This is a genomic window from Arthrobacter sp. Hb9-2, from assembly GCF_059091165.1.
Genome location: NZ_JBNHGJ010000004.1, coordinates 11,557 through 28,026, shown reverse-complemented (window position 1 = coordinate 28,026; position 16,470 = coordinate 11,557). Strand labels below are relative to the sequence as shown.

Genomic DNA, 16,470 nt, shown 5'->3' with positions numbered 1-16,470 from the left:
CGCTCATCCCACTGCCGGCACTCCCACGGGACCCGCAGCGACCACACCTGCCAAGAAATGAGACGCCACCTTCATGACTGCCGCGACCGCCACGACAGCCGAGACCTTCCGGCCGGTTCTGCACTACGCAGCCCGGAACACTTGGCTCAATGACCCCAACGGCCTGATTTTCCATGACGGCGTCTACCACCTTTACTACCAGAACAACCCGCTGGGAAACGTTTGGGGAAATATGTCCTGGGGGCACGCGACCTCCACCGACCTGCTGACCTGGACGGAACACGCCGTCGCCATCGCCTGCGACGAGAACGAGGACATCTTCTCCGGCAGCATCGTCCATGACCGGCGCAACACCAGCGGTTTCGGCACCGAGTCAACTGCACCGCTCGTGGCCATCTACACCAGCGCCTTTAAACCGGGCTCGGGGCATGAGGGGGTCCAGGCCCAGTCCTTGGCGTACAGCCTGGACGGGGGTTACACGTGGACAAAACACACTGACAACCCGGTGCTGAGCCGTGGCTCCGCCGAGTTCCGCGACCCCAAAGTCATCCGGTACGACGGCGACGCGGGCAGCTACTGGGTGATGGTCGCCGTCGAAGCCCAAGACTTCCAGGTGGTGCTCTACAAATCCGACGACCTGAAGGACTGGGAACTGCTGAGCACCTTCGGCCCCGCGAACGCCACCGGCGGCGTCTGGGAATGCCCCGACCTTTTCCAGTTGCCGGTGGACGGCGACCCGGAAAACCTCAAGTGGGTCCTCACCGTCAACCTCAACCCCGGCGGGCCCAACAACGGCTCAGCCGGACAATACTTTGTGGGCGACTTCGACGGCACCACCTTCACCTCAACCACTACGGTGACGGAAGGCCTCCAGGACCCGGACCGGCTGGGCGACTACCGGTGGCTGGACTGGGGCCGGGACTACTACGCCGCCGTCTCCTTCAGCGACGCCCCGGACAACCGCCGCCTCATGATCGCCTGGATGAACAACTGGGAATACGCCAACCACATCCCCACCACACCCTGGCGCAGCCCCATGAGCCTCGCCCGTGAAATTTCACTCCAGACACGCGACGGCGACCTGTGCCTGGTCCAGCAGCCCGCGGGCGACTGGGCTGCCCTGGCCGGCCCGGACCCGTTCTGCCTTACTGAAACCACTATTCATGACGGCGTGCAGGTTCTGGCCGGTGCGGCAGGCACCGTACAGCGCATCGACGCCACCTTCACGCCCGGAAGCGCAGAAGAATTCGGGCTCATGCTGCGTGGCGACGGCGCCAACGGAACCCGCGTCGGCATCCGTCCCGGCGAAGCCAAACTGTTCGTGGACCGGCAGAAATCCGGGATCACAGACTTCCACGGATCCTTCCCCTCCCTCGACACCGCCCCGCTCCGGGCAACCTCGGGCTCCTACCAGCTCACGATCTTCGTGGACCGCTGCTCTGTGGAAGTCTTCGCCCAGGACGGCGAAGTCACCATGACCGAACTGATCTTCCCGGCCGAGGCCAGCACTGACCTCTCCGTCTACGCCGCCGGCGGCACGGCAACCGTCACCAGCCTTCAGGTCACGCAGCTCGCGTAGGTCAGCACCCAAGCCAGGAAAAACAAACATGCACAGCAACGGCAAGCCGAACCCTCCCGGGAGGCGCCGGACGTCGTCGTGATCTGGGAAGCCCTCACCGGCGCCGGAAAGGTCATGGCAATCCTTCAGCAACTGGGCAGCGAAGTCCGCAGTGGTTGACTCCATTGGCGCCGGCGACTCCTACATGTCGGCCCTGATCCCGGCACTCCTCACCCGCGGAACCGGTGGCTACGCGCCGTCGGTCCTCGAACAGCTCGGACGCACCGCGGCCGCTGCCGCCGCCGTCACGGTATCCCGGGCCGGCACCCGGCCCCCCACTGGAGATGAACTCCGCTCCCAGTTCCAGCGATAACTGCTTTTGCTCCCGCGTCCCATCGCCGCGCGGAAAATTGATGGGATCTTGAGGTAAACCTTGCCACCCGTTGCAGTTGGAGGTTCACGCTGGAGGTATCAGACAAACAGCTTGCAGGAGCAGGAAGTCATGGGAAACAAAGTAGTTTCAGACGAAGTAACAGCCGTAGAAGGCCTGCTCACGGATCAACATCCGCTCGACTTCTACACCTTGGGGCTGGCCGGCTGCATCGACCGGCTCACCGCACCCCTCCGTCAGCGGGGGACGGCCATCCGCTGGGATACTCCGCACTGGGGCATCGAGATTCCGGCGGATTGCGCCACCCTGCTGTACCAGTCGGCGCGGGAGGCGCTCAGCAACGCATTCAAGTATTCCGAAGCGTCCCAGCTCAACGTCCAGCTCGCCGCCGTCGACCACGGGATCCGCCTGGTGGTGTCCGACGACGGCACAGGCTTTGACAGCAAGCTCGCCACGCGCGGCCGCCACCACGGATACGGCCTCCGCCTCATGTCCGTAGCCGTGCATGAGGCGGGCGGCACCGTGGACATCTGTTCCGCCCCTGGTGAGGGCACGAGCGTGACCGTCACCCTGCCGTTGGACTAAAGACCGGGATGACTGCTACAAGACTCGGATGCCCGCCGTCGCTGGGACGGCGGGCATCCGTAGCTTCCGGCACTTGGTGCCGCTACCGCGTCAGCTTCGCGCTGTCGTGCTCCAGGTCGCCGATGTGGCCGGGTGCGTTGGCGGCCAGGACACGGGCAACGAAGGCCGCGTACTCGTCCATAAAGTGCCGAAGGAACTTGGCGGTGCCCTCGTTCCGGACCTCGCCGTCCTCACCGAATACCGCAGCGTCGTAATGGATGTAGGCCTCCGGGGCGTTCAGCTGCGGCGCGTCCAGGAAGCTCAGCACGCTGCGGAACGAGGACTGCATCACGGCCGTGCCGATACTGCCTACGGAGGCGCCGATAATGCCGGTGGGCTTGCGGGCGAATGAGTTGCTCCCCCACGGGCGGGAGCCCCAGTCGATGGCGTTTTTGAGGGCACCGGGGATGGACCGGTTGTATTCGGGTGAGACGAACAGGATGCCGTCGGAAGCCTCGATGGCTTCCTTCAGGGCGCGGCCTTCCGGCGGGAAGTCGGCGTCGTAATCGTAGCTGTACAGAGGAAGGTCCCTGATGGGGATTTCCGTAAACTCGAGGTCCTCCGGTGCGAGTTTGATCAGCGCATTGGCAAGGACCCTGTTGATGGAGCCGGTAGCGAGGCTCCCCACGAAGTATCCGATCTTAAAAGGTGCCATGAGTGTTCCTTCCAAAAGCCGGTCCGAACCGGCGTCCAAGTTCGTTCTGGAAAAGATGCCGCGCGTCCGGCGGCGGTTTGGTGCCCACTGCAGCACCAGTCCAGCACAGAAGACCAACCCACGGCCAGAGCCGGTGGAAGGTGCTTGACAGCCCGGGCCGGGGAGCGCTGAATGATCTGTAGCGAAGTCCCCGGCGCGGTCAGGAGCAGCCATGAGCGAGAATCCAGTGCAGGATGAGCGGGTCCACACAGAGGCGCCCGCCGAGGGCGACCCGGATGCCGACATCACGGAGATCCGGGTACACACCCAGGACCCGGCCGAGGGACCTGACACTCCGGACACCACCGGGCCCGCCACTTAGCCCTTGCCCTTGATGTGCCACCTCTGAAGCACTGAGTCATGCAGCGCTACCTGCGCCCGGAGCTGTGGCTTTTTGACGGTGTCCACCTCACCTCCTGGAGGCCGCCGGGCCGGAGCGGCTCGTGTCGGGGCGGACTTGGGGTCGATGTCTGGAGGTCATCGACCAGCTCGCGTTGGCGGATCGGCTGCCGTCGATTGTTGAGCTGCAAGGGCGCATCCTGCTGCTGGACACCAGTGAGCTGATCCCACCTGCCGACTGGGTGAAGCGGTGGGTCCGCTCGCTCGGGAGCGAGGCATCCTCAACGCGGTTCAGGGGATTCTCGTAGCCAGGGCACCAACCAGCAATTTCGAGCACCGGCCGGAGCCCGAGGAACGCTCTCGCCTGCGGGCCGCCCAGCGGGGATGCTCTGATCGAGGAGGTCACCCGGTACAACCCCAAGGCCGTCCCTCGACCTCTTGGGCCTCAAAGTGGCTGAGAATGTCGCCAGCGGCCATGGGGACAACTACCCAGGCTCGGAGTTCCTTGGTCCTCCATGCATAATGATTTACTGGCCTGACGGTCACACACGCTTATTGGGGGATACATTGAAGGGCTTTGCCGCGTCGATTCTGCTTGTCCCGCTGTTGCTCACCGGCTGCGTCGTCCCCTATGGAGGCGCTGACGCTACCACCACAGCAACAGCGGCCGCCGACGGCTACGCCCGCCTGGATGAGGCCGGGATCGCACAAATCAGGGCGTCCAAATCCGCCCGGCTGGATATGACCTCAGGACGGCTCACGAAGGAGAGCGTCGGCCTGAAGGATGGCAAGAACGAAGCCCCGGATGTCCTCATGCCCGAGGGCGTAATTTCCCTGGAGATCCAGGGGCCAGCGGAACGGTCAGCGCGAAAACCGACAGACTGCGCCTGAACGGCATGAATACAAGGTCTGACTTCACCGAAGTCACCTACTTCCTCACGGCCGCGTCTCTGGAGGACTACACCGCCCTGATCCGTGACGCCGTGCACCGCTACGGCATCCCCAGTGATACCGCCGAGCGCTGGATCGACTCCATCTCCAGCCGGCCGGAGGACAAGAGCGACTTTGCGCTGGCGCCGGGGACCTCAACAGGCCTCCAGGTCCAGTACGACCTCCGTTACGACGGCTCCAAAAACACCCACGTCATCATCGTGCATGTCAGCCCGGCCTAACTGCCTTCGGCTCGTTGCCGTTACAGACCCGCCGCCGAGTGCCGGTAACCCGGGCGGGCTGCAACCAGCAGGAGACGCAAGTAATTCAACCAGAGAGGCTACGCAATGGATTCGCACCAACAGCACCAGCCGCCGTATCCACTTCAACCGCCCCACCCCCGCCAGGGGCAGCATCCGCAACAGCCCTACTATGGACCACCACAGCACGGGTGGCAGGGGCCTCCCCCGCAGAAAAAGAACAAACTTGGCTGGATACTCGGTGGAATCGCACTGGCAGTGACACTGCTCTGCATCCTTGGATTCATGGGATGCTCCGCTCTCGTCCAAGAAATCAACGGTGGTGGAGGCACCCAGGCGGAGAAGGCTAGCGAAATGATGGCCCGGGCTGACAACGTGCCGGAGGCTGATTGGGTTGAGGTCTTCCGCCACGATCCCAAGGTCGACCCCGGATGTCTCTCCATCGACACATCCTGCCTGCGTTTGTCCGCCCGGTGGTCCGTGGATCACAAGATCAGCCTGGAAGAGACAGCAAACCGATTCGGCATAAAGTCCAACTCAGGCGGCCCCGTTTTGGGACGGTATGTGGGCTGCATCAGTACCGAGTCTCACGGAGCAAGCAGAGAGTCACTCTGCATCGAAGAGTCGTCAAAAGGCTCAGATTCCTACGAGATCACCGTTCAGATGCAGCGTGACTAGGCACTGAATTCCAACTGATCACCGGCGCTTTTCGACCGGCCGGTACCTGTCGCCAAAGGCGACCAGGGAGCTTTGGAGCATTGAATTCGTGCCCGCTCTCACCATCCTGAGGATGAATCAAGGGTTCTCAATAATTACTGAAAATCCGATGCATATTCATGATTTTTTTGACTGTCCCGTGTTCCCAATAGCGCCGCAGCGATAAATTAATCGAACTGGCGGGTCGTCGGGTCGGGGATTCCCCGCTCCGCCCGCAGGCGTTTAGCCTTAACTGCCACTTCCGCCATCCTCACGGCGTACACCGCCCCTCCCAACCCGGCCGCCGTCAGGAACAAGGCGCTCCACATGCGATCTTGGCCCCTGCTGGCCGGCCCGGCCACCAGAAAGACAGAGAAGACTGCCACAGCAGCGAAGACGCAAGCCATCACCAGGAAGCCGCCAGCGGACCGCACCTGGGGGTGGGAACTGGCAGTGACCACTCCGAGCTCATCTTTGGCGTAGCTGTGAAGCCTTCCCTCCACCGCGCGGAACAGGATTCTCTTGTCACCGCGTGCCAGGGCCTGTTCGTGCTGATTGCGGACTTGGTCGTCGTAGTGGGGGCCGCCACCCATGTTGCTGCCTGAAATGCCGTTCTGCACGCGGGTCCTGTCGAATCGATGAAAGTTTTGAAAGGCTATGGCAAAAACGCCGGCCGCGGTTGGAGGCCCTCCGTGACAAGCGCCTCGTCCCCCACAACGCGGATCGTCTCGGCTCCGGCCTTGTAGCTGCCGGGGAGCTTGTCGGAGCGCATCGCGATTCCGCGCCACACCTAGGTCATTCCTCGCCGCCCCAGCGTGCTAGCGCGACGATGGCCTCGCGCAAGGCGAGCCCGCGATCGGTCAGCGCGTAGGCCCGGGTGTTGTGCCGGAGGGGCAGGCGGGACAGTACGCCGGCGGCCTCGAGCTCGCGCAGGCGGGTCGCAAGTATGTTGGTCGGTACTCCGAGGTCACGCTGCAGATCGCCGTAGCGCTGTGGCCCGTCGAGCAGCCGCTCCACGACGAGCAGGGACCACCGCGCTCCGACTATGTCGAGGGCCGCAGCGAGGTTGCTCACGCGGTCGGATCGGCGTCCGGCTTCATCCAAAACGGCGAGTAGTGGTAGCCATCGGGGTCGTCAAATTGGCGCTGGTACATGAATGGGTAGTCGTCGGTGTCACCGATCCGCCCGCCGGCGGCGCCGGCGCGTTCGATGAGCTCGTCGACCGCCTCGCGGCTGCCGAGGTCGAATGAGACCGTGACCTTCGAGGGGGTGTCGGGTCCGCCGACCAGCTCCTCGGCGCCGCCGACGCTCGCGTACATCTCGCGGCTGCCGAGCATGACGTACTGCTCGGGGGCCATCGCGAAGCATGACACGTTGTGATCGGACATGTTGGTGTTGAGGGTCCACCCTAGGGCGGTATAAAAAGCGGTAGCGCGCTCAACGCTCTCAACCGGGCAGGTAATGAAAAGGCTCATGCGGCCCATACTTGCAAAATGCAAGTATGACGTCAAGCCCCGGCCGTGCTTCACGACTTGCCGGGCTTGTAAGGTACGGCCGAGTAATAGGGACCAGACCGTGCGTTCGGCATTGGTGCAGCCAGGGAATGGGGTACCGAATACTTACTCGTCGATGGTTCCAGGTACTGACCGGCAGGCAACTGCCGAATGTGGATGCCTGCCGGTGATTACCGGTGCGTTGTCCTTAGCTGTTGATGGGCCAATGAGCAGGACTGTCGAGCTCGGAGGGCAGGAGTGTGTGTGCATCGCCTTGAGCGGCGTTGAGTTGGACCTGTGCCAGATAGAGGGTTTTGGAAAGATCGGCTCCTTCGAGACGGGCGTCTCTGAGGTCAGCGCCGAGGAGGTCAGCGCCTGAAAGGTCGCAGCCTCGCAGGTCCGCAGCAATGAGATAGGCGCCTCGAAGGTCCGCCCCACGCAGTGACCTGGACTTCATTTTCTTACCCATGAGGTCCGCTCCCGGGACAAACGCCGCATCTAGATGATCGTCACCAGTGGCGAGATATGAGGATCGCACTTCTTCGCTGACTTCCATCAGCACGGAGCGAACCCGGCCGTGGATGTCGCCAAGGTTCAGGGAGAGGACCTGCTGCGTATCGCCCACTACATCTTCGATGGTCATTCTGAGCTCGTTGACGTGGTGCGAAGTGTCCGGGTCGAAGGTCCGGTTCGTGGCTTCTGTCAGGTACCAGAGCATTTCGTGGAGTTGCCGAACGACCTTGAACGCCGGGAACATGTCTTTCGCTGTTCCTGGGTCCGCTTTCCAGCTGACGCCTTGAAAGAGGTTTTGGGAGACGTTTTGGCCGGCCCCGAAGCAGTCGAAGACGGTGCATCCTCGGAAGCCTCGTGGTCGGAGGCTGTCGTGGATGGTGCAGGAGAAATCTGAGTCGAGGTTCCGGCAGGGAGTTCCTGCTGGTTTGTCGATGGCGAAGTCCATGGTGCGGGAAAAGCCTAGGGCTGTGCAGCAGAGCGCGAAGCAGTTGCCGCAATCAGGGCGCAATGATTCCCGGTTAAGAGCGGGCGAGGAGGGCGCAGTGGAGTCGCTCGATGTGAAGGGCATGTGATCTTCTCTGGATGAGTTCGGTTAAGGACCGGGTGCCATGGGGACTCGCGAGGGAGTCCCCTTCGAGGGCACAGGAAATCACCGCTTCCGAGGGAAGCGAACGGGAACCGCTGCATCGACTCTGGGTCACAGAGAAAATAAGAATGTCACTGCGGTCAAACGTAGCATCACGTCCTCCCCGCCCGTTAGCCGGTCGTCGAGCGCGCAGCCAGCATGAAAATTCTTGCCTCGGCGCTGTTGCTAGCCCTCATAACTATGTCTTGCAACCTTTAGGCCAAAATCGAGTACTCATCGTTAGTTACGAGACAGGTGACGCCGGCACTCGAAGGAGCGCAGCGGAGCCTGCGTTGCGCCGCAACGACCTTAGAAGCCCTGGATTCGTGAGGCGAGACCTTACGCTGGCATGGATCGGCGTTATAACGTGATGGCGTGATCGTCCCCAATACTTCCCAGGACGCCGTGGCGGTCGCGGACCACTACGACGAGCTCGACCCGATTTATCGTCAGGTGTGGGGTGAGCATGTCCATCACGGGCTATGGGCGACGGGTCGCGAGACGCCCGCCGAGGCCGTCGAGGCACTAGTCGACACCGTCGGCGATCGGCTCCGCCTTATGCCCGGCGAGGCGTGCGTCGACGTCGGCTGCGGCTATGGCTCCACTGCAAGGCAGCTCGCGGTGACACACAGCGTCCGCGTTACCGGCTTCACGCTTTCCGCTGAGCAGGCCGACTATGCCGCCGCCCGTCCCATGCCCGACGTGGACATCCATCTCCGCGACTGGCTCGTCAACGGGCTGCCCGACGCCTCGGCCAATGCCGCATGGGCAATCGAGTCGAGCGAGCACATGGTCGACAAGCCCAGGTTCTTCGCCGAGGCACATCGCGTGCTGTCGCCCGGCGGCCGCTTCGTCGTTTGCGCGTGGCTCGCTGGGACTGATGCGAGCGGGTGGAAGGTCCGCCACCTGCTCGAGCCGATTTGCCGCGAAGGGCGCCTACCCTCGATGGGCACCCGCGAGGAGTACGAGGCAATGGCAATCGCCGCGGGCTTTACGGTCGAGGACTATGAAGATGTCAGCCGCCGCGTAGCGCGCACATGGACGGTGTGCGCCCGTCGCCTTGTGAAGACCTTGCTCGTGGACCGCGAGACCCTTCGCTTCGCCCTCGGCGCACGCAACCGCATCTTCATCCTGAGCATCCCCCGCCTGATCCTGGCCTACCGGACCGGTGCAATGCGCTATGGGATATTCACGCTGTCGAAGACGAGGGAGAACGGGGCGCCACGCGTACCCGGCAAAACAACGCAGCAGGAGTCGGCCTGATCGCCAGCACCGCTACGGCCAAACTCTGGAGAACCCCAGGGCCCTCACGCTACGCAACCGCCAGCGTGCGCGGGGCGAGTGGCTAAGAAACGCCCTCCAGATGGTGGCCACCCCTTGCGGTTCGCTTTCGCCTGCGACTATTTTGAAACGAATCAGAAAGCGGTTTCTCGCTCCTTGGCGGGCCGCGTGCTGGCGGTCCGGGCATGAACCGGAATAGCGGAAACAAACACAACGGAATTGGACACGATGATTGAAAATACGCTGGTCAGGTGGATCGATGGCGACGCCCCGGCAGAAATCAGCAGCGGCACCACCTGGGGTATGCCGTTTCCACGCGGAAAAGTAGCGGACGCTGCGGAACTCAGCGTCCGTGATCGGGATGGCAATCCCACCCCAAGCCAAGCCTGGCCCCTTGCCACCTGGCCCGACGGTTCGCTCAAATGGGCCGGGTTGGCGATCCCTGCCACCGGCGCTCCCTCCGAGGCATATGAGGTAACGGCCGACGGCGGCGCCTCAGCCGCCAAAGTTGGCCTCCCGCCGTCGAGCCTCCCCAGCGTCACCGTCACCGAAACGGCCGAAGCGTTCACGGTGGACACGGGCACACTGCAGATGGTGATCGACTGCAGCGGTTCCCACCTTTTCAGCAGCCTTACACGCGGCGGAACCGAAGTGGCCCGGGATGCCCGCCTGGTCAGCCTTCTGCAGGACAGCATTCCGGAGGGTGCGGGCACCGCCAGCCGGGAGGCCTTCACCGGCGAGGTCACCGCCGTCGTGATTGAACAAGCTGGTCCCGTTCGTGCCGTCGTTCGGCTGGAAGGACAACACCGCCCCGACGCGCCGGCCAGCGGCCGCCGCAGCTGGCTGCCGTTTGTGGTGCGATTCTATTTCTACGCCAACGCCCGCAGTGTGCGGATGGTGCATTCATTCATCTGGGATGGCGACGCCGAGCAGGACTTCCTGGCCGGGCTGGGCGTTCGGTTTTCATTGCCGCTGGAGGCCGAGCTTCATGACCGGCACATCCGGATCGCCGGGGCCGACGGCGGATTCCTGGTTGAAGGCGTGCGTGGGCTCACCGGCCTGCGCCGGGACCCGGGCGAGGAGGTCCGCCGGGCGCAGGTGGAAGGCCGGCCCACGCCGCTGCTGACCGGATGGAACCCGGAGGTTTCGGAGCGGCTCCACCTGATTCCCGCGTGGAATGACTACACGCTCACGCAGCTCAGCGCGGACGGCTTCGAACTCCGGAAGCGCACCGCCGCAGGCCACGCCTGGGTGGGGATCTCCGGCGGAACCAGGTCGGCCGGATTCTGCTCGCTGAGCGATACCCGCGGCGGTTTCGGCGTGGGCATTAAGGACTTCTGGCAGTCCCACCCCGGCCAGCTGGACATTCGTGGTGCGGCCACCGGCGAGCCGTCAATGACCGCCTGGCTGTACTCCCCCGAGGCGCAGCCCATGGACCTCCGCTTCTACCACGATGGCCTGGGCCAGGACACCTTCGAAGAACAGCTCGAGGGGCTCGAGATCACGTATGAGGACTACGAGCCGGGCTTCGGCAAAGCCACCGGGATTGCCCGCACACATGAGTTAACTCTCTTCGCCTACGAGGGCACGCCCGCAACGGAAAGCGTCGCTGCCGACGCTCAAGCCGCCTCAATCCCGGCCCTGCTGCAAGCCACACCCGAATACCTGCACCGTGTGGGCGTCTTCGGCGATTGGGACCCCGTGGACCGCAGCACCCCCGCCCGGGCCGAACTTGAGGACCACCTGGACTTCCACTTCGATTTCTATGCCGGGCAGGTGGAGCAGCGCCGCTGGTACGGCTTCTGGAACTACGGCGACGTCATGCACACCTACGATCATGACCGGCACGTGTGGCGGTACGACGTGGGCGGCTACGCCTGGGACAACTCCGAGCTCTCCCCGGACCTGTGGCTCTGGTACTCGTACCTGCGCTCCGGCCGGGCAGACGTCTTCCGCTTCGCCGAAGCCATGACCCGGCACACCGGCGAGGTGGACGTCTACCACCTCGGCCCCTGGAAGGGCCTTGGCTCCCGCCACAATGTCCAGCACTGGGGCTGCAGCGCCAAGCAGCTGCGCATCAGCACCCCCGCCTACCGCCGGTTCTACTACTACCTGACGGCGGACGAACGGACCGGGGACCTGCTGTCCGAACTGGTGGACAGCGACCAGAACTTCCTGGGTTTGGACCCGGTCCGAAAGGTCCGGCCCGACGCCGACACCTACCGTCCCAACCGGAACGCACTCGGCGTGGGGCTGGGCACGGATTGGGGTTCCCTGGCGGCCACGTGGCTCACCGACTGGGAGCGCACCGGGAACCCCCGCTCCCGCGACCGGCTGCTGGGCACCATGGCGGACATCGGTGCACTCAAGTACGGCTTCCTCACCGGTGAGGCCCTGTACGACCTGGACAGGGGACGGTTCGATACCGGCCGGGAACTCATCCAGGTCTCACACCTCAGCGCAGTCTTCGGGCTGGTGGAAATCTGCAGCGAACTGGTGGACCTGGTCCGTGATCCGGAGTTCGAGCGGGCCTGGCTGCAGTATTGCCGGCTCTTCCTGGCCACGAAAGAGGAGCAGGTGGAGGCCGTGGGCCAGCCGCTGACCGGGATTTACCTCACCCAGGCGCACAGCCGCCTCACGGCTTACGCCGCGGCCCGGCTGAACGACCCGGAGCTGGCCGCCCGGGCCTGGACGAGCTTCGCGGAAGGCGGGGAGCACCTGAACCACGAATCGGCCTTCACGCTGCGGACGATCGAGCCGCCGCAGGTGCTGCTGCCCGTGGACGAGGCACCCACCGTCTCCACCAACGACGCCTCCCAGTTCGGCTTGGCAGTCATCCAGAACCTGGCGCTGATCGGCAACCAGCTGCGCTAGCCGTCAGGCTCCGACGTACGACGGCGGCACCCCGGCGGGCTGAATTCCAAACGCCAGGTGCCGCCGTCGTCCGTCCCCTCCCATGGGTGGTTGGGGGCTTCCGGCGGGGCTATCGTAAAACTACTGATGACCTCAGTTCTCTCATCGGATTCGGTTCAGTCAAAGGAGACATGATGAGCACGAAAGTGGAGAAACGGATCGTGGTGGATGTGCCGGTCAGCACGGCCTATAACCAGTGGACGCAGTTCGAGGATTTTCCGCACTTCATGGGCGGCGTGGACAGCGTGACCCAGCTGAGTGATGACCGCCTGAGGTGGGTTGCCCACATCGCCGGCGTCCACCGGACGTGGGAAGCCAAAATCGTCGAGCAGGTACCGGACCGCAAAGTGGCCTGGGCGTCCACCGAGGGTGCCACGAACTCCGGCGCGATCGAATTTCGGGACATCGGACACAACAGGACCGAACTGGCACTGACGCTCGAGTACCAGCCTGCAGGCGTGGTGGAGAAGGTGGGCAACCTGCTCCACGTCGTGGGCCGCCAGGCAGAGCACGACCTGAAAAAGTTCAAGGAATTCATCGAACACGAGGGCCACGCCACCGGGGCCTGGCGCGAGACCATTCCGGGGACAGCCACCAGGGCAGCGGCAACACCCACGGCGACAGCTGGGACTGCAGAGACAACCGCAGGGACTACCGGAGAGCCGCGGCCCTACAACCGGTTTGAGCACCCGTTCGACCAAACCGGCGGCCTGGTGGACTTCGAGGGCGAGTCGGACGAAACAGCTGAAGGCGAGAACTACAGCTCCACTGCCCGGCGAAATCGCCATAACGGGGAGGGAATCCCGCCCTACGGCAACCTTTTCGGGCAGCCCTGACCAGCCCTTCTACGACACGGACTCTCCGCGCCCCCTGCCGCAGCCGTTATTACTTGCTCTGGAAACCAGCCACCCGAAAAGGTATGTTGGTAAGCATGCTGATGATTTTACCGACTCATCAGCTTCCGGTAACAAGCGAAGGAGACGTTATGAGCACGAAGGTGGAAAAACGCATTCTGGTGAACGTACCGGTAAGCACCGCTTACAACCAGTGGACCCAGTTCGAGGAGTTCCCGCACTTCATGGGCGGCGTCAAGAGCGTGACGCAGCTCAGTGACGACCGGCTGGAGTGGGTGGCCGAGATCGGTGGCATCCGCCGGCAGTGGGAAGCCAAGATCCTGGAGCAGATCCCCGACCGCAAAGTGGCCTGGGCCGCTACGGAAGGCGCCACAAACGCCGGCGCAATCGAGTTCGAGGACATCGGCGGCGGCCAGACCTCCCTGCAGCTGACGCTTGAGTACGAGCCCGAAGGCATCATTGAGAAGGTGGGCGACAAGCTCAACGTCGTGGAGCGCCAGGCAGAGGCAGACCTGCAGCGGTTCAAGGAATTTATCGAGGATGAGGGCTACGCCAGCGGAGCGTGGCGCGGCAGCGTCAGCTCCGGGGCACCCGCAGGCACGCCCGGCGTCGAGGACGCAGCAGGATCGCGTGGCGACTCAGGCAAGGCGGGCATCTCCGGCAAGGTAGCCGCAGGCCTGGGTGTTGCCGCGGCAGCGGGTGTAGCAGCAGCCATGGCCGCCGGCGGCAACAAGGACACCACTGCAGCTGCCGATGAAACGGTAACTCCTGTGGTTCCTGGGGAGCCAGTCACCGTTACGCCCATCTCAACGGACACAACGACAGACACCAAGAGCACCGGCACAACAACGGGCACGATGGCGGCAGCCGGCTCCACGGGTTCCGTCGCCGACCTGGGCGATGACAGGATCGGTCACGCCTTCGATCAGACGAACGGCTTGGTGGACACCACCGGCGAGTCCGACGGGACCGCCGAAGGCGAGAACCTGAGCGGCGCGGAACGCCGCGACGACGACCGCGGGCCCGACGGCGGCCTGCCGCCCGTCGCCGGAATCGGCCAGCGCTAGGCGGGACATACCGACGCCGGAAACAGGCTGAGGCTTGCCGCTGAGGCAGGGCTCCGGTGTCGGACATTCCGGACATAACGAAAGCGCCGCCCACCTCCTATTGGAGGCGGGCGGCGCTTCGCTGTTCTGGTGCTACTGGTCCGTGCCGGCGTACTTCACGGACGGCATGGCCGGGGTTTCCATACCCTCACCGATGAAGAAGCTCGGGTGCGGCGGCTGGTTGTACGCGACGCTTTCGCGTGCCACGCCCGTCCGGTACATCGGGTCATGCATGAGGGTGCGGAGCCGGACCTCGGTGGGCGAGGTGCTGGTGTAGATCCGCAACTCGGTGCTGTCCGACGACGGGAAGGCCAGTTCCTCGCGCCAGTCGCCCAGGAGGTCCGCCTGGAGCGAGGGGTTGCCCTTGGTGTGGTTGTTGGTCCTGGCGCCGGTAGCCGTCAGCAGGCGGTCGCTGGTCTCGGTTTCCCAGTTCCACTTGGAAACGGTGGGGACACCCACACCGGCAGCGGCGTCGAAGTCGTGGTCAACGATTTCGCGGAGGAGGTCGCCGTCCCACCAGGCCATGAAGTTGGCGGCCGGGATCTTGTTGGCAATCTTTTCGCCCTTCGAAGACATCAGGAAGCCGACAGGTGAGTTCCAGGCAGCGTCGCCGCCAACAGCCCAGCCTTCAGCGCCGGCGTGGCGGGGATCGATATCCCCGACGGCGCCGCGCCCCGTGTCCCGGGTAGCGGGAATGCTCCACAGCACCTCGCCGGTGGCAGAGTCGCGGAAGGTGGCGCCGCGGTTGCCGCTCTGGCTCATGCTCTCGTGTACGGCGAAGGTCTCCAGCCCGGGGCGGGACGGATCCCAGTCGCTGGTGTGGATGGCGTCGCCGTGGCCCAGTTTGGTGTTGTACAGCGGCTTGCCGTCGTCGTCGATGGTCATTGAACCGAAGACGAACTCGTCCTTGCCGTCCTGGTCAACGTCGGCCACAGACAGGTTGTGGTTGCCCTGGCCCTTGTACTCTGCCCCGGAAACGTCCGAGTCGAACGTCCAGCGCTTCACCAGCTTGCCGTCCACCAGGTCATAGGTGACCAGCACGGCGCGGGTGTAGTAGCCGCGGCTGAACATCATGGACGGCCGCTCGCCGTCGAGGTACGCGACGCCCGCCAGGAAGCGGTCCACGCGGTTGCCGTAGTTGTCACCCCAGGAGCTGACGTTGCCCCGCGGCGGGTCGTAGGGCACGGTGTCCATGATGGTGCCGGTGGCGCCGTTGAAGACCGTAAGGAATTCCGGCCCGGACAGCACGTACCCGCCGCTGTTGCGGTAGTCCGCGGCGGGGTCGCCGATCACGGTTCCGGCCCCGTCCTTGGTTCCGTCCGCCGTCTTCATGGACACTTCAGCCTTGCCGTCGCCGTCGAAATCGTAGGCAAGCACCTGTGTGTAGTGCGCACCGGCACGGATGTTCTGGCCCAGGTCGATGCGCCACAGCCTGGTGCCGTCCATCTTGTAGGCGTCAACATACACGTTGCCGGTGTAGCCGGACTTCGAGTTATCCTGCGCGTTGGAGGGGTTCCAGAGCTGGACGATCTCGTAGCTGCCGTCGCCGTCCAGGTCTGCAACGCTGGCATCGTTGGCCGAGTACGTGTACGGCTTCCCGTCCTTTCCGACGCCGTCGGCCGGCTTGTCCAGCTTGATGGCGAGGTAGTTCTGGGCCAGTGGGGTGACCTCGGCGCTGAGCTTGTCCTGCCCATTGCCGTTGCCCACGGTCTTGATGACGTACTTGGAGTCTGCGGTTCCGGCAGGGTCAACGTAGGTGGTGGTGTTTCGGATGGGCTCTTCGGTGAGCTGGACGCCGTCGCGGATCACGTGGAAGCCCACGCTGTCCTTGTCCAGGCCCAGCATGCGCCAGCCCAGGGTGACGCCCTGGTCCGTCAGTACAGCCACAGGTGCCCGGTCCAGGTTCTCCACCTGGCGCTGGAGCCCTGCCTTGCCGGACTGCCCGGGGGCCGTGCTGGGGTTGGCTTGGGCCAGGGGCACGCCGGTGAACGCCAGTACGGCGACGGTGAGTGAGGCAGCCGCCACCAGCGGAGCAGCCTTCCAGGCGCGGCCGGCCCGGGACGGACGGGAACATTGTGAGGGATAGAGCAAGGGAACATCTCCTTTGATGCGGCGGCAGCTGAGTCTGCCGCACGACAGTTTGGAACGTTTCACTAAGGCTGACCGCCCGGCTCCGGGGAGAAGGGGGGTGGC

The 16,470-nt window shown here is 64.2% G+C and carries 15 protein-coding genes and 1 pseudogene; 10 read left to right on the top strand and 6 right to left on the bottom strand.

Annotation, left to right across the window (positions count from 1 at the left end):
- Positions 1 to 73 precede the first annotated feature (73 nt).
- From AC5RV1_RS04080 to AC5RV1_RS04070, 3 genes and pseudogenes are all read left to right on the top strand, one after another.
- Positions 74 to 1,579 carry a glycoside hydrolase family 32 protein gene (locus AC5RV1_RS04080; protein ID WP_493993634.1) on the top strand — a complete coding sequence of 502 codons (1,506 nt, stop codon included), beginning with the start codon at positions 74 to 76 and terminating at the stop codon, positions 1,577 to 1,579.
- A gap of 136 nt (positions 1,580 to 1,715) precedes the next feature.
- A pseudogene (locus AC5RV1_RS04075) lies at positions 1,716 to 1,931 on the top strand (PfkB family carbohydrate kinase); the annotation flags it as partial.
- A 129-nt stretch (positions 1,932 to 2,060) separates the two neighbouring features.
- Positions 2,061 to 2,534 (top strand): sensor histidine kinase, encoded by a 474-nt coding sequence (locus AC5RV1_RS04070; protein WP_493947909.1) that lies wholly within the window; start codon positions 2,061 to 2,063, stop codon positions 2,532 to 2,534.
- Positions 2,535 to 2,616: 82 nt separating this feature from the next.
- On the opposite strand, the gene AC5RV1_RS04065 is transcribed toward AC5RV1_RS04070, so the two are convergent.
- On the bottom strand, positions 2,617 to 3,228 hold the full coding sequence (locus tag AC5RV1_RS04065; RefSeq protein WP_163165931.1) for an NADPH-dependent FMN reductase: 612 nt from the start codon (positions 3,226 to 3,228) through the stop codon (positions 2,617 to 2,619).
- Between the two features lie 211 nt (positions 3,229 to 3,439).
- Here AC5RV1_RS04065 and AC5RV1_RS04060 point away from each other — a divergent pair, with 211 nt between their 5' ends.
- From AC5RV1_RS04060 to AC5RV1_RS04050, 3 genes are all read left to right on the top strand, one after another.
- On the top strand, positions 3,440 to 3,589 hold the full coding sequence (locus AC5RV1_RS04060; RefSeq protein WP_493947910.1) for a hypothetical protein: 150 nt from the start codon (positions 3,440 to 3,442) through the stop codon (positions 3,587 to 3,589).
- A 572-nt stretch (positions 3,590 to 4,161) separates the two neighbouring features.
- Positions 4,162 to 4,497, top strand: a complete 336-nt coding sequence (locus AC5RV1_RS04055; protein ID WP_493993633.1) for a hypothetical protein — start codon at positions 4,162 to 4,164, stop codon at positions 4,495 to 4,497.
- 5 nt (positions 4,498 to 4,502) lie between these two features.
- A complete protein-coding gene (locus AC5RV1_RS04050; protein ID WP_493993632.1) occupies positions 4,503 to 4,778 on the top strand; it encodes a hypothetical protein in 276 nt (91 codons plus the stop codon).
- A 902-nt stretch (positions 4,779 to 5,680) separates the two neighbouring features.
- Here the strand turns inward: AC5RV1_RS04050 and AC5RV1_RS04045 are convergent.
- The 4 genes from AC5RV1_RS04045 to AC5RV1_RS04030 form a co-directional block, all read right to left on the bottom strand.
- Positions 5,681 to 6,112 carry a hypothetical protein gene (locus tag AC5RV1_RS04045; protein ID WP_493993631.1) on the bottom strand — a complete coding sequence of 144 codons (432 nt, stop codon included), beginning with the start codon at positions 6,110 to 6,112 and terminating at the stop codon, positions 5,681 to 5,683.
- A 175-nt stretch (positions 6,113 to 6,287) separates the two neighbouring features.
- Positions 6,288 to 6,566, bottom strand: a complete 279-nt coding sequence (locus AC5RV1_RS04040; protein ID WP_493993630.1) for a winged helix-turn-helix transcriptional regulator — start codon at positions 6,564 to 6,566, stop codon at positions 6,288 to 6,290.
- A complete protein-coding gene (locus AC5RV1_RS04035; RefSeq protein ID WP_493947916.1) occupies positions 6,563 to 6,967 on the bottom strand; it encodes a VOC family protein in 405 nt (134 codons plus the stop codon). Before AC5RV1_RS04035 ends, AC5RV1_RS04040 begins: the two co-directional genes overlap by 4 nt.
- A gap of 226 nt (positions 6,968 to 7,193) precedes the next feature.
- Positions 7,194 to 7,943, bottom strand: coding sequence for a pentapeptide repeat-containing protein (locus AC5RV1_RS04030; protein WP_493993629.1), 750 nt, complete (start codon positions 7,941 to 7,943; stop codon positions 7,194 to 7,196).
- A 555-nt stretch (positions 7,944 to 8,498) separates the two neighbouring features.
- On the opposite strand from AC5RV1_RS04030, the gene AC5RV1_RS04025 reads away from it, so the two are divergent.
- From AC5RV1_RS04025 to AC5RV1_RS04010, 4 genes are all read left to right on the top strand, one after another.
- On the top strand, positions 8,499 to 9,386 hold the full coding sequence (locus AC5RV1_RS04025) for an SAM-dependent methyltransferase (RefSeq protein ID WP_493947918.1): 888 nt from the start codon (positions 8,499 to 8,501) through the stop codon (positions 9,384 to 9,386).
- Between the two features lie 246 nt (positions 9,387 to 9,632).
- Positions 9,633 to 12,278: an exo-rhamnogalacturonan lyase family protein gene (locus AC5RV1_RS04020; protein ID WP_493993628.1), complete on the top strand. Its 2,646-nt coding sequence runs from the start codon at positions 9,633 to 9,635 to the stop codon at positions 12,276 to 12,278.
- Between the two features lie 173 nt (positions 12,279 to 12,451).
- Positions 12,452 to 13,153 (top strand): SRPBCC family protein, encoded by a 702-nt coding sequence (locus AC5RV1_RS04015; protein WP_493993722.1) that lies wholly within the window; start codon positions 12,452 to 12,454, stop codon positions 13,151 to 13,153.
- A gap of 149 nt (positions 13,154 to 13,302) precedes the next feature.
- Positions 13,303 to 14,238, top strand: coding sequence for an SRPBCC family protein (locus tag AC5RV1_RS04010; RefSeq protein WP_493993627.1), 936 nt, complete (start codon positions 13,303 to 13,305; stop codon positions 14,236 to 14,238).
- A 132-nt stretch (positions 14,239 to 14,370) separates the two neighbouring features.
- Here the strand turns inward: AC5RV1_RS04010 and AC5RV1_RS04005 are convergent, their stop codons facing one another.
- A complete protein-coding gene (locus AC5RV1_RS04005) occupies positions 14,371 to 16,368 on the bottom strand; it encodes a rhamnogalacturonan lyase (protein WP_493993626.1) in 1,998 nt (665 codons plus the stop codon).
- Positions 16,369 to 16,470: the final 102 nt, after the last annotated feature.

Excerpts from the sequence above, each read along its gene's own strand:
- AC5RV1_RS04080 (WP_493993634.1), top strand. The coding sequence starts at position 74 with ATGACTGCCGCGACCGCCACGACAGCCGAGACCTTCCGGCCGGTTCTG.
- AC5RV1_RS04070 (WP_493947909.1), top strand. The coding sequence starts at position 2,061 with ATGGGAAACAAAGTAGTTTCAGACGAAGTAACAGCCGTAGAAGGCCTG.
- AC5RV1_RS04065 (WP_163165931.1), bottom strand. The coding sequence starts at position 3,228 with ATGGCACCTTTTAAGATCGGATACTTCGTGGGGAGCCTCGCTACCGGC.
- AC5RV1_RS04060 (WP_493947910.1), top strand. The coding sequence starts at position 3,440 with ATGAGCGAGAATCCAGTGCAGGATGAGCGGGTCCACACAGAGGCGCCC.
- AC5RV1_RS04050 (WP_493993632.1), top strand. The coding sequence starts at position 4,503 with ATGAATACAAGGTCTGACTTCACCGAAGTCACCTACTTCCTCACGGCC.
- AC5RV1_RS04035 (WP_493947916.1), bottom strand. The coding sequence starts at position 6,967 with ATGAGCCTTTTCATTACCTGCCCGGTTGAGAGCGTTGAGCGCGCTACC.
- AC5RV1_RS04030 (WP_493993629.1), bottom strand. The coding sequence starts at position 7,943 with ATGGACTTCGCCATCGACAAACCAGCAGGAACTCCCTGCCGGAACCTC.
- AC5RV1_RS04020 (WP_493993628.1), top strand. The coding sequence starts at position 9,633 with ATGATTGAAAATACGCTGGTCAGGTGGATCGATGGCGACGCCCCGGCA.
- AC5RV1_RS04015 (WP_493993722.1), top strand. The coding sequence starts at position 12,452 with ATGAGCACGAAAGTGGAGAAACGGATCGTGGTGGATGTGCCGGTCAGC.
- AC5RV1_RS04010 (WP_493993627.1), top strand. The coding sequence starts at position 13,303 with ATGAGCACGAAGGTGGAAAAACGCATTCTGGTGAACGTACCGGTAAGC.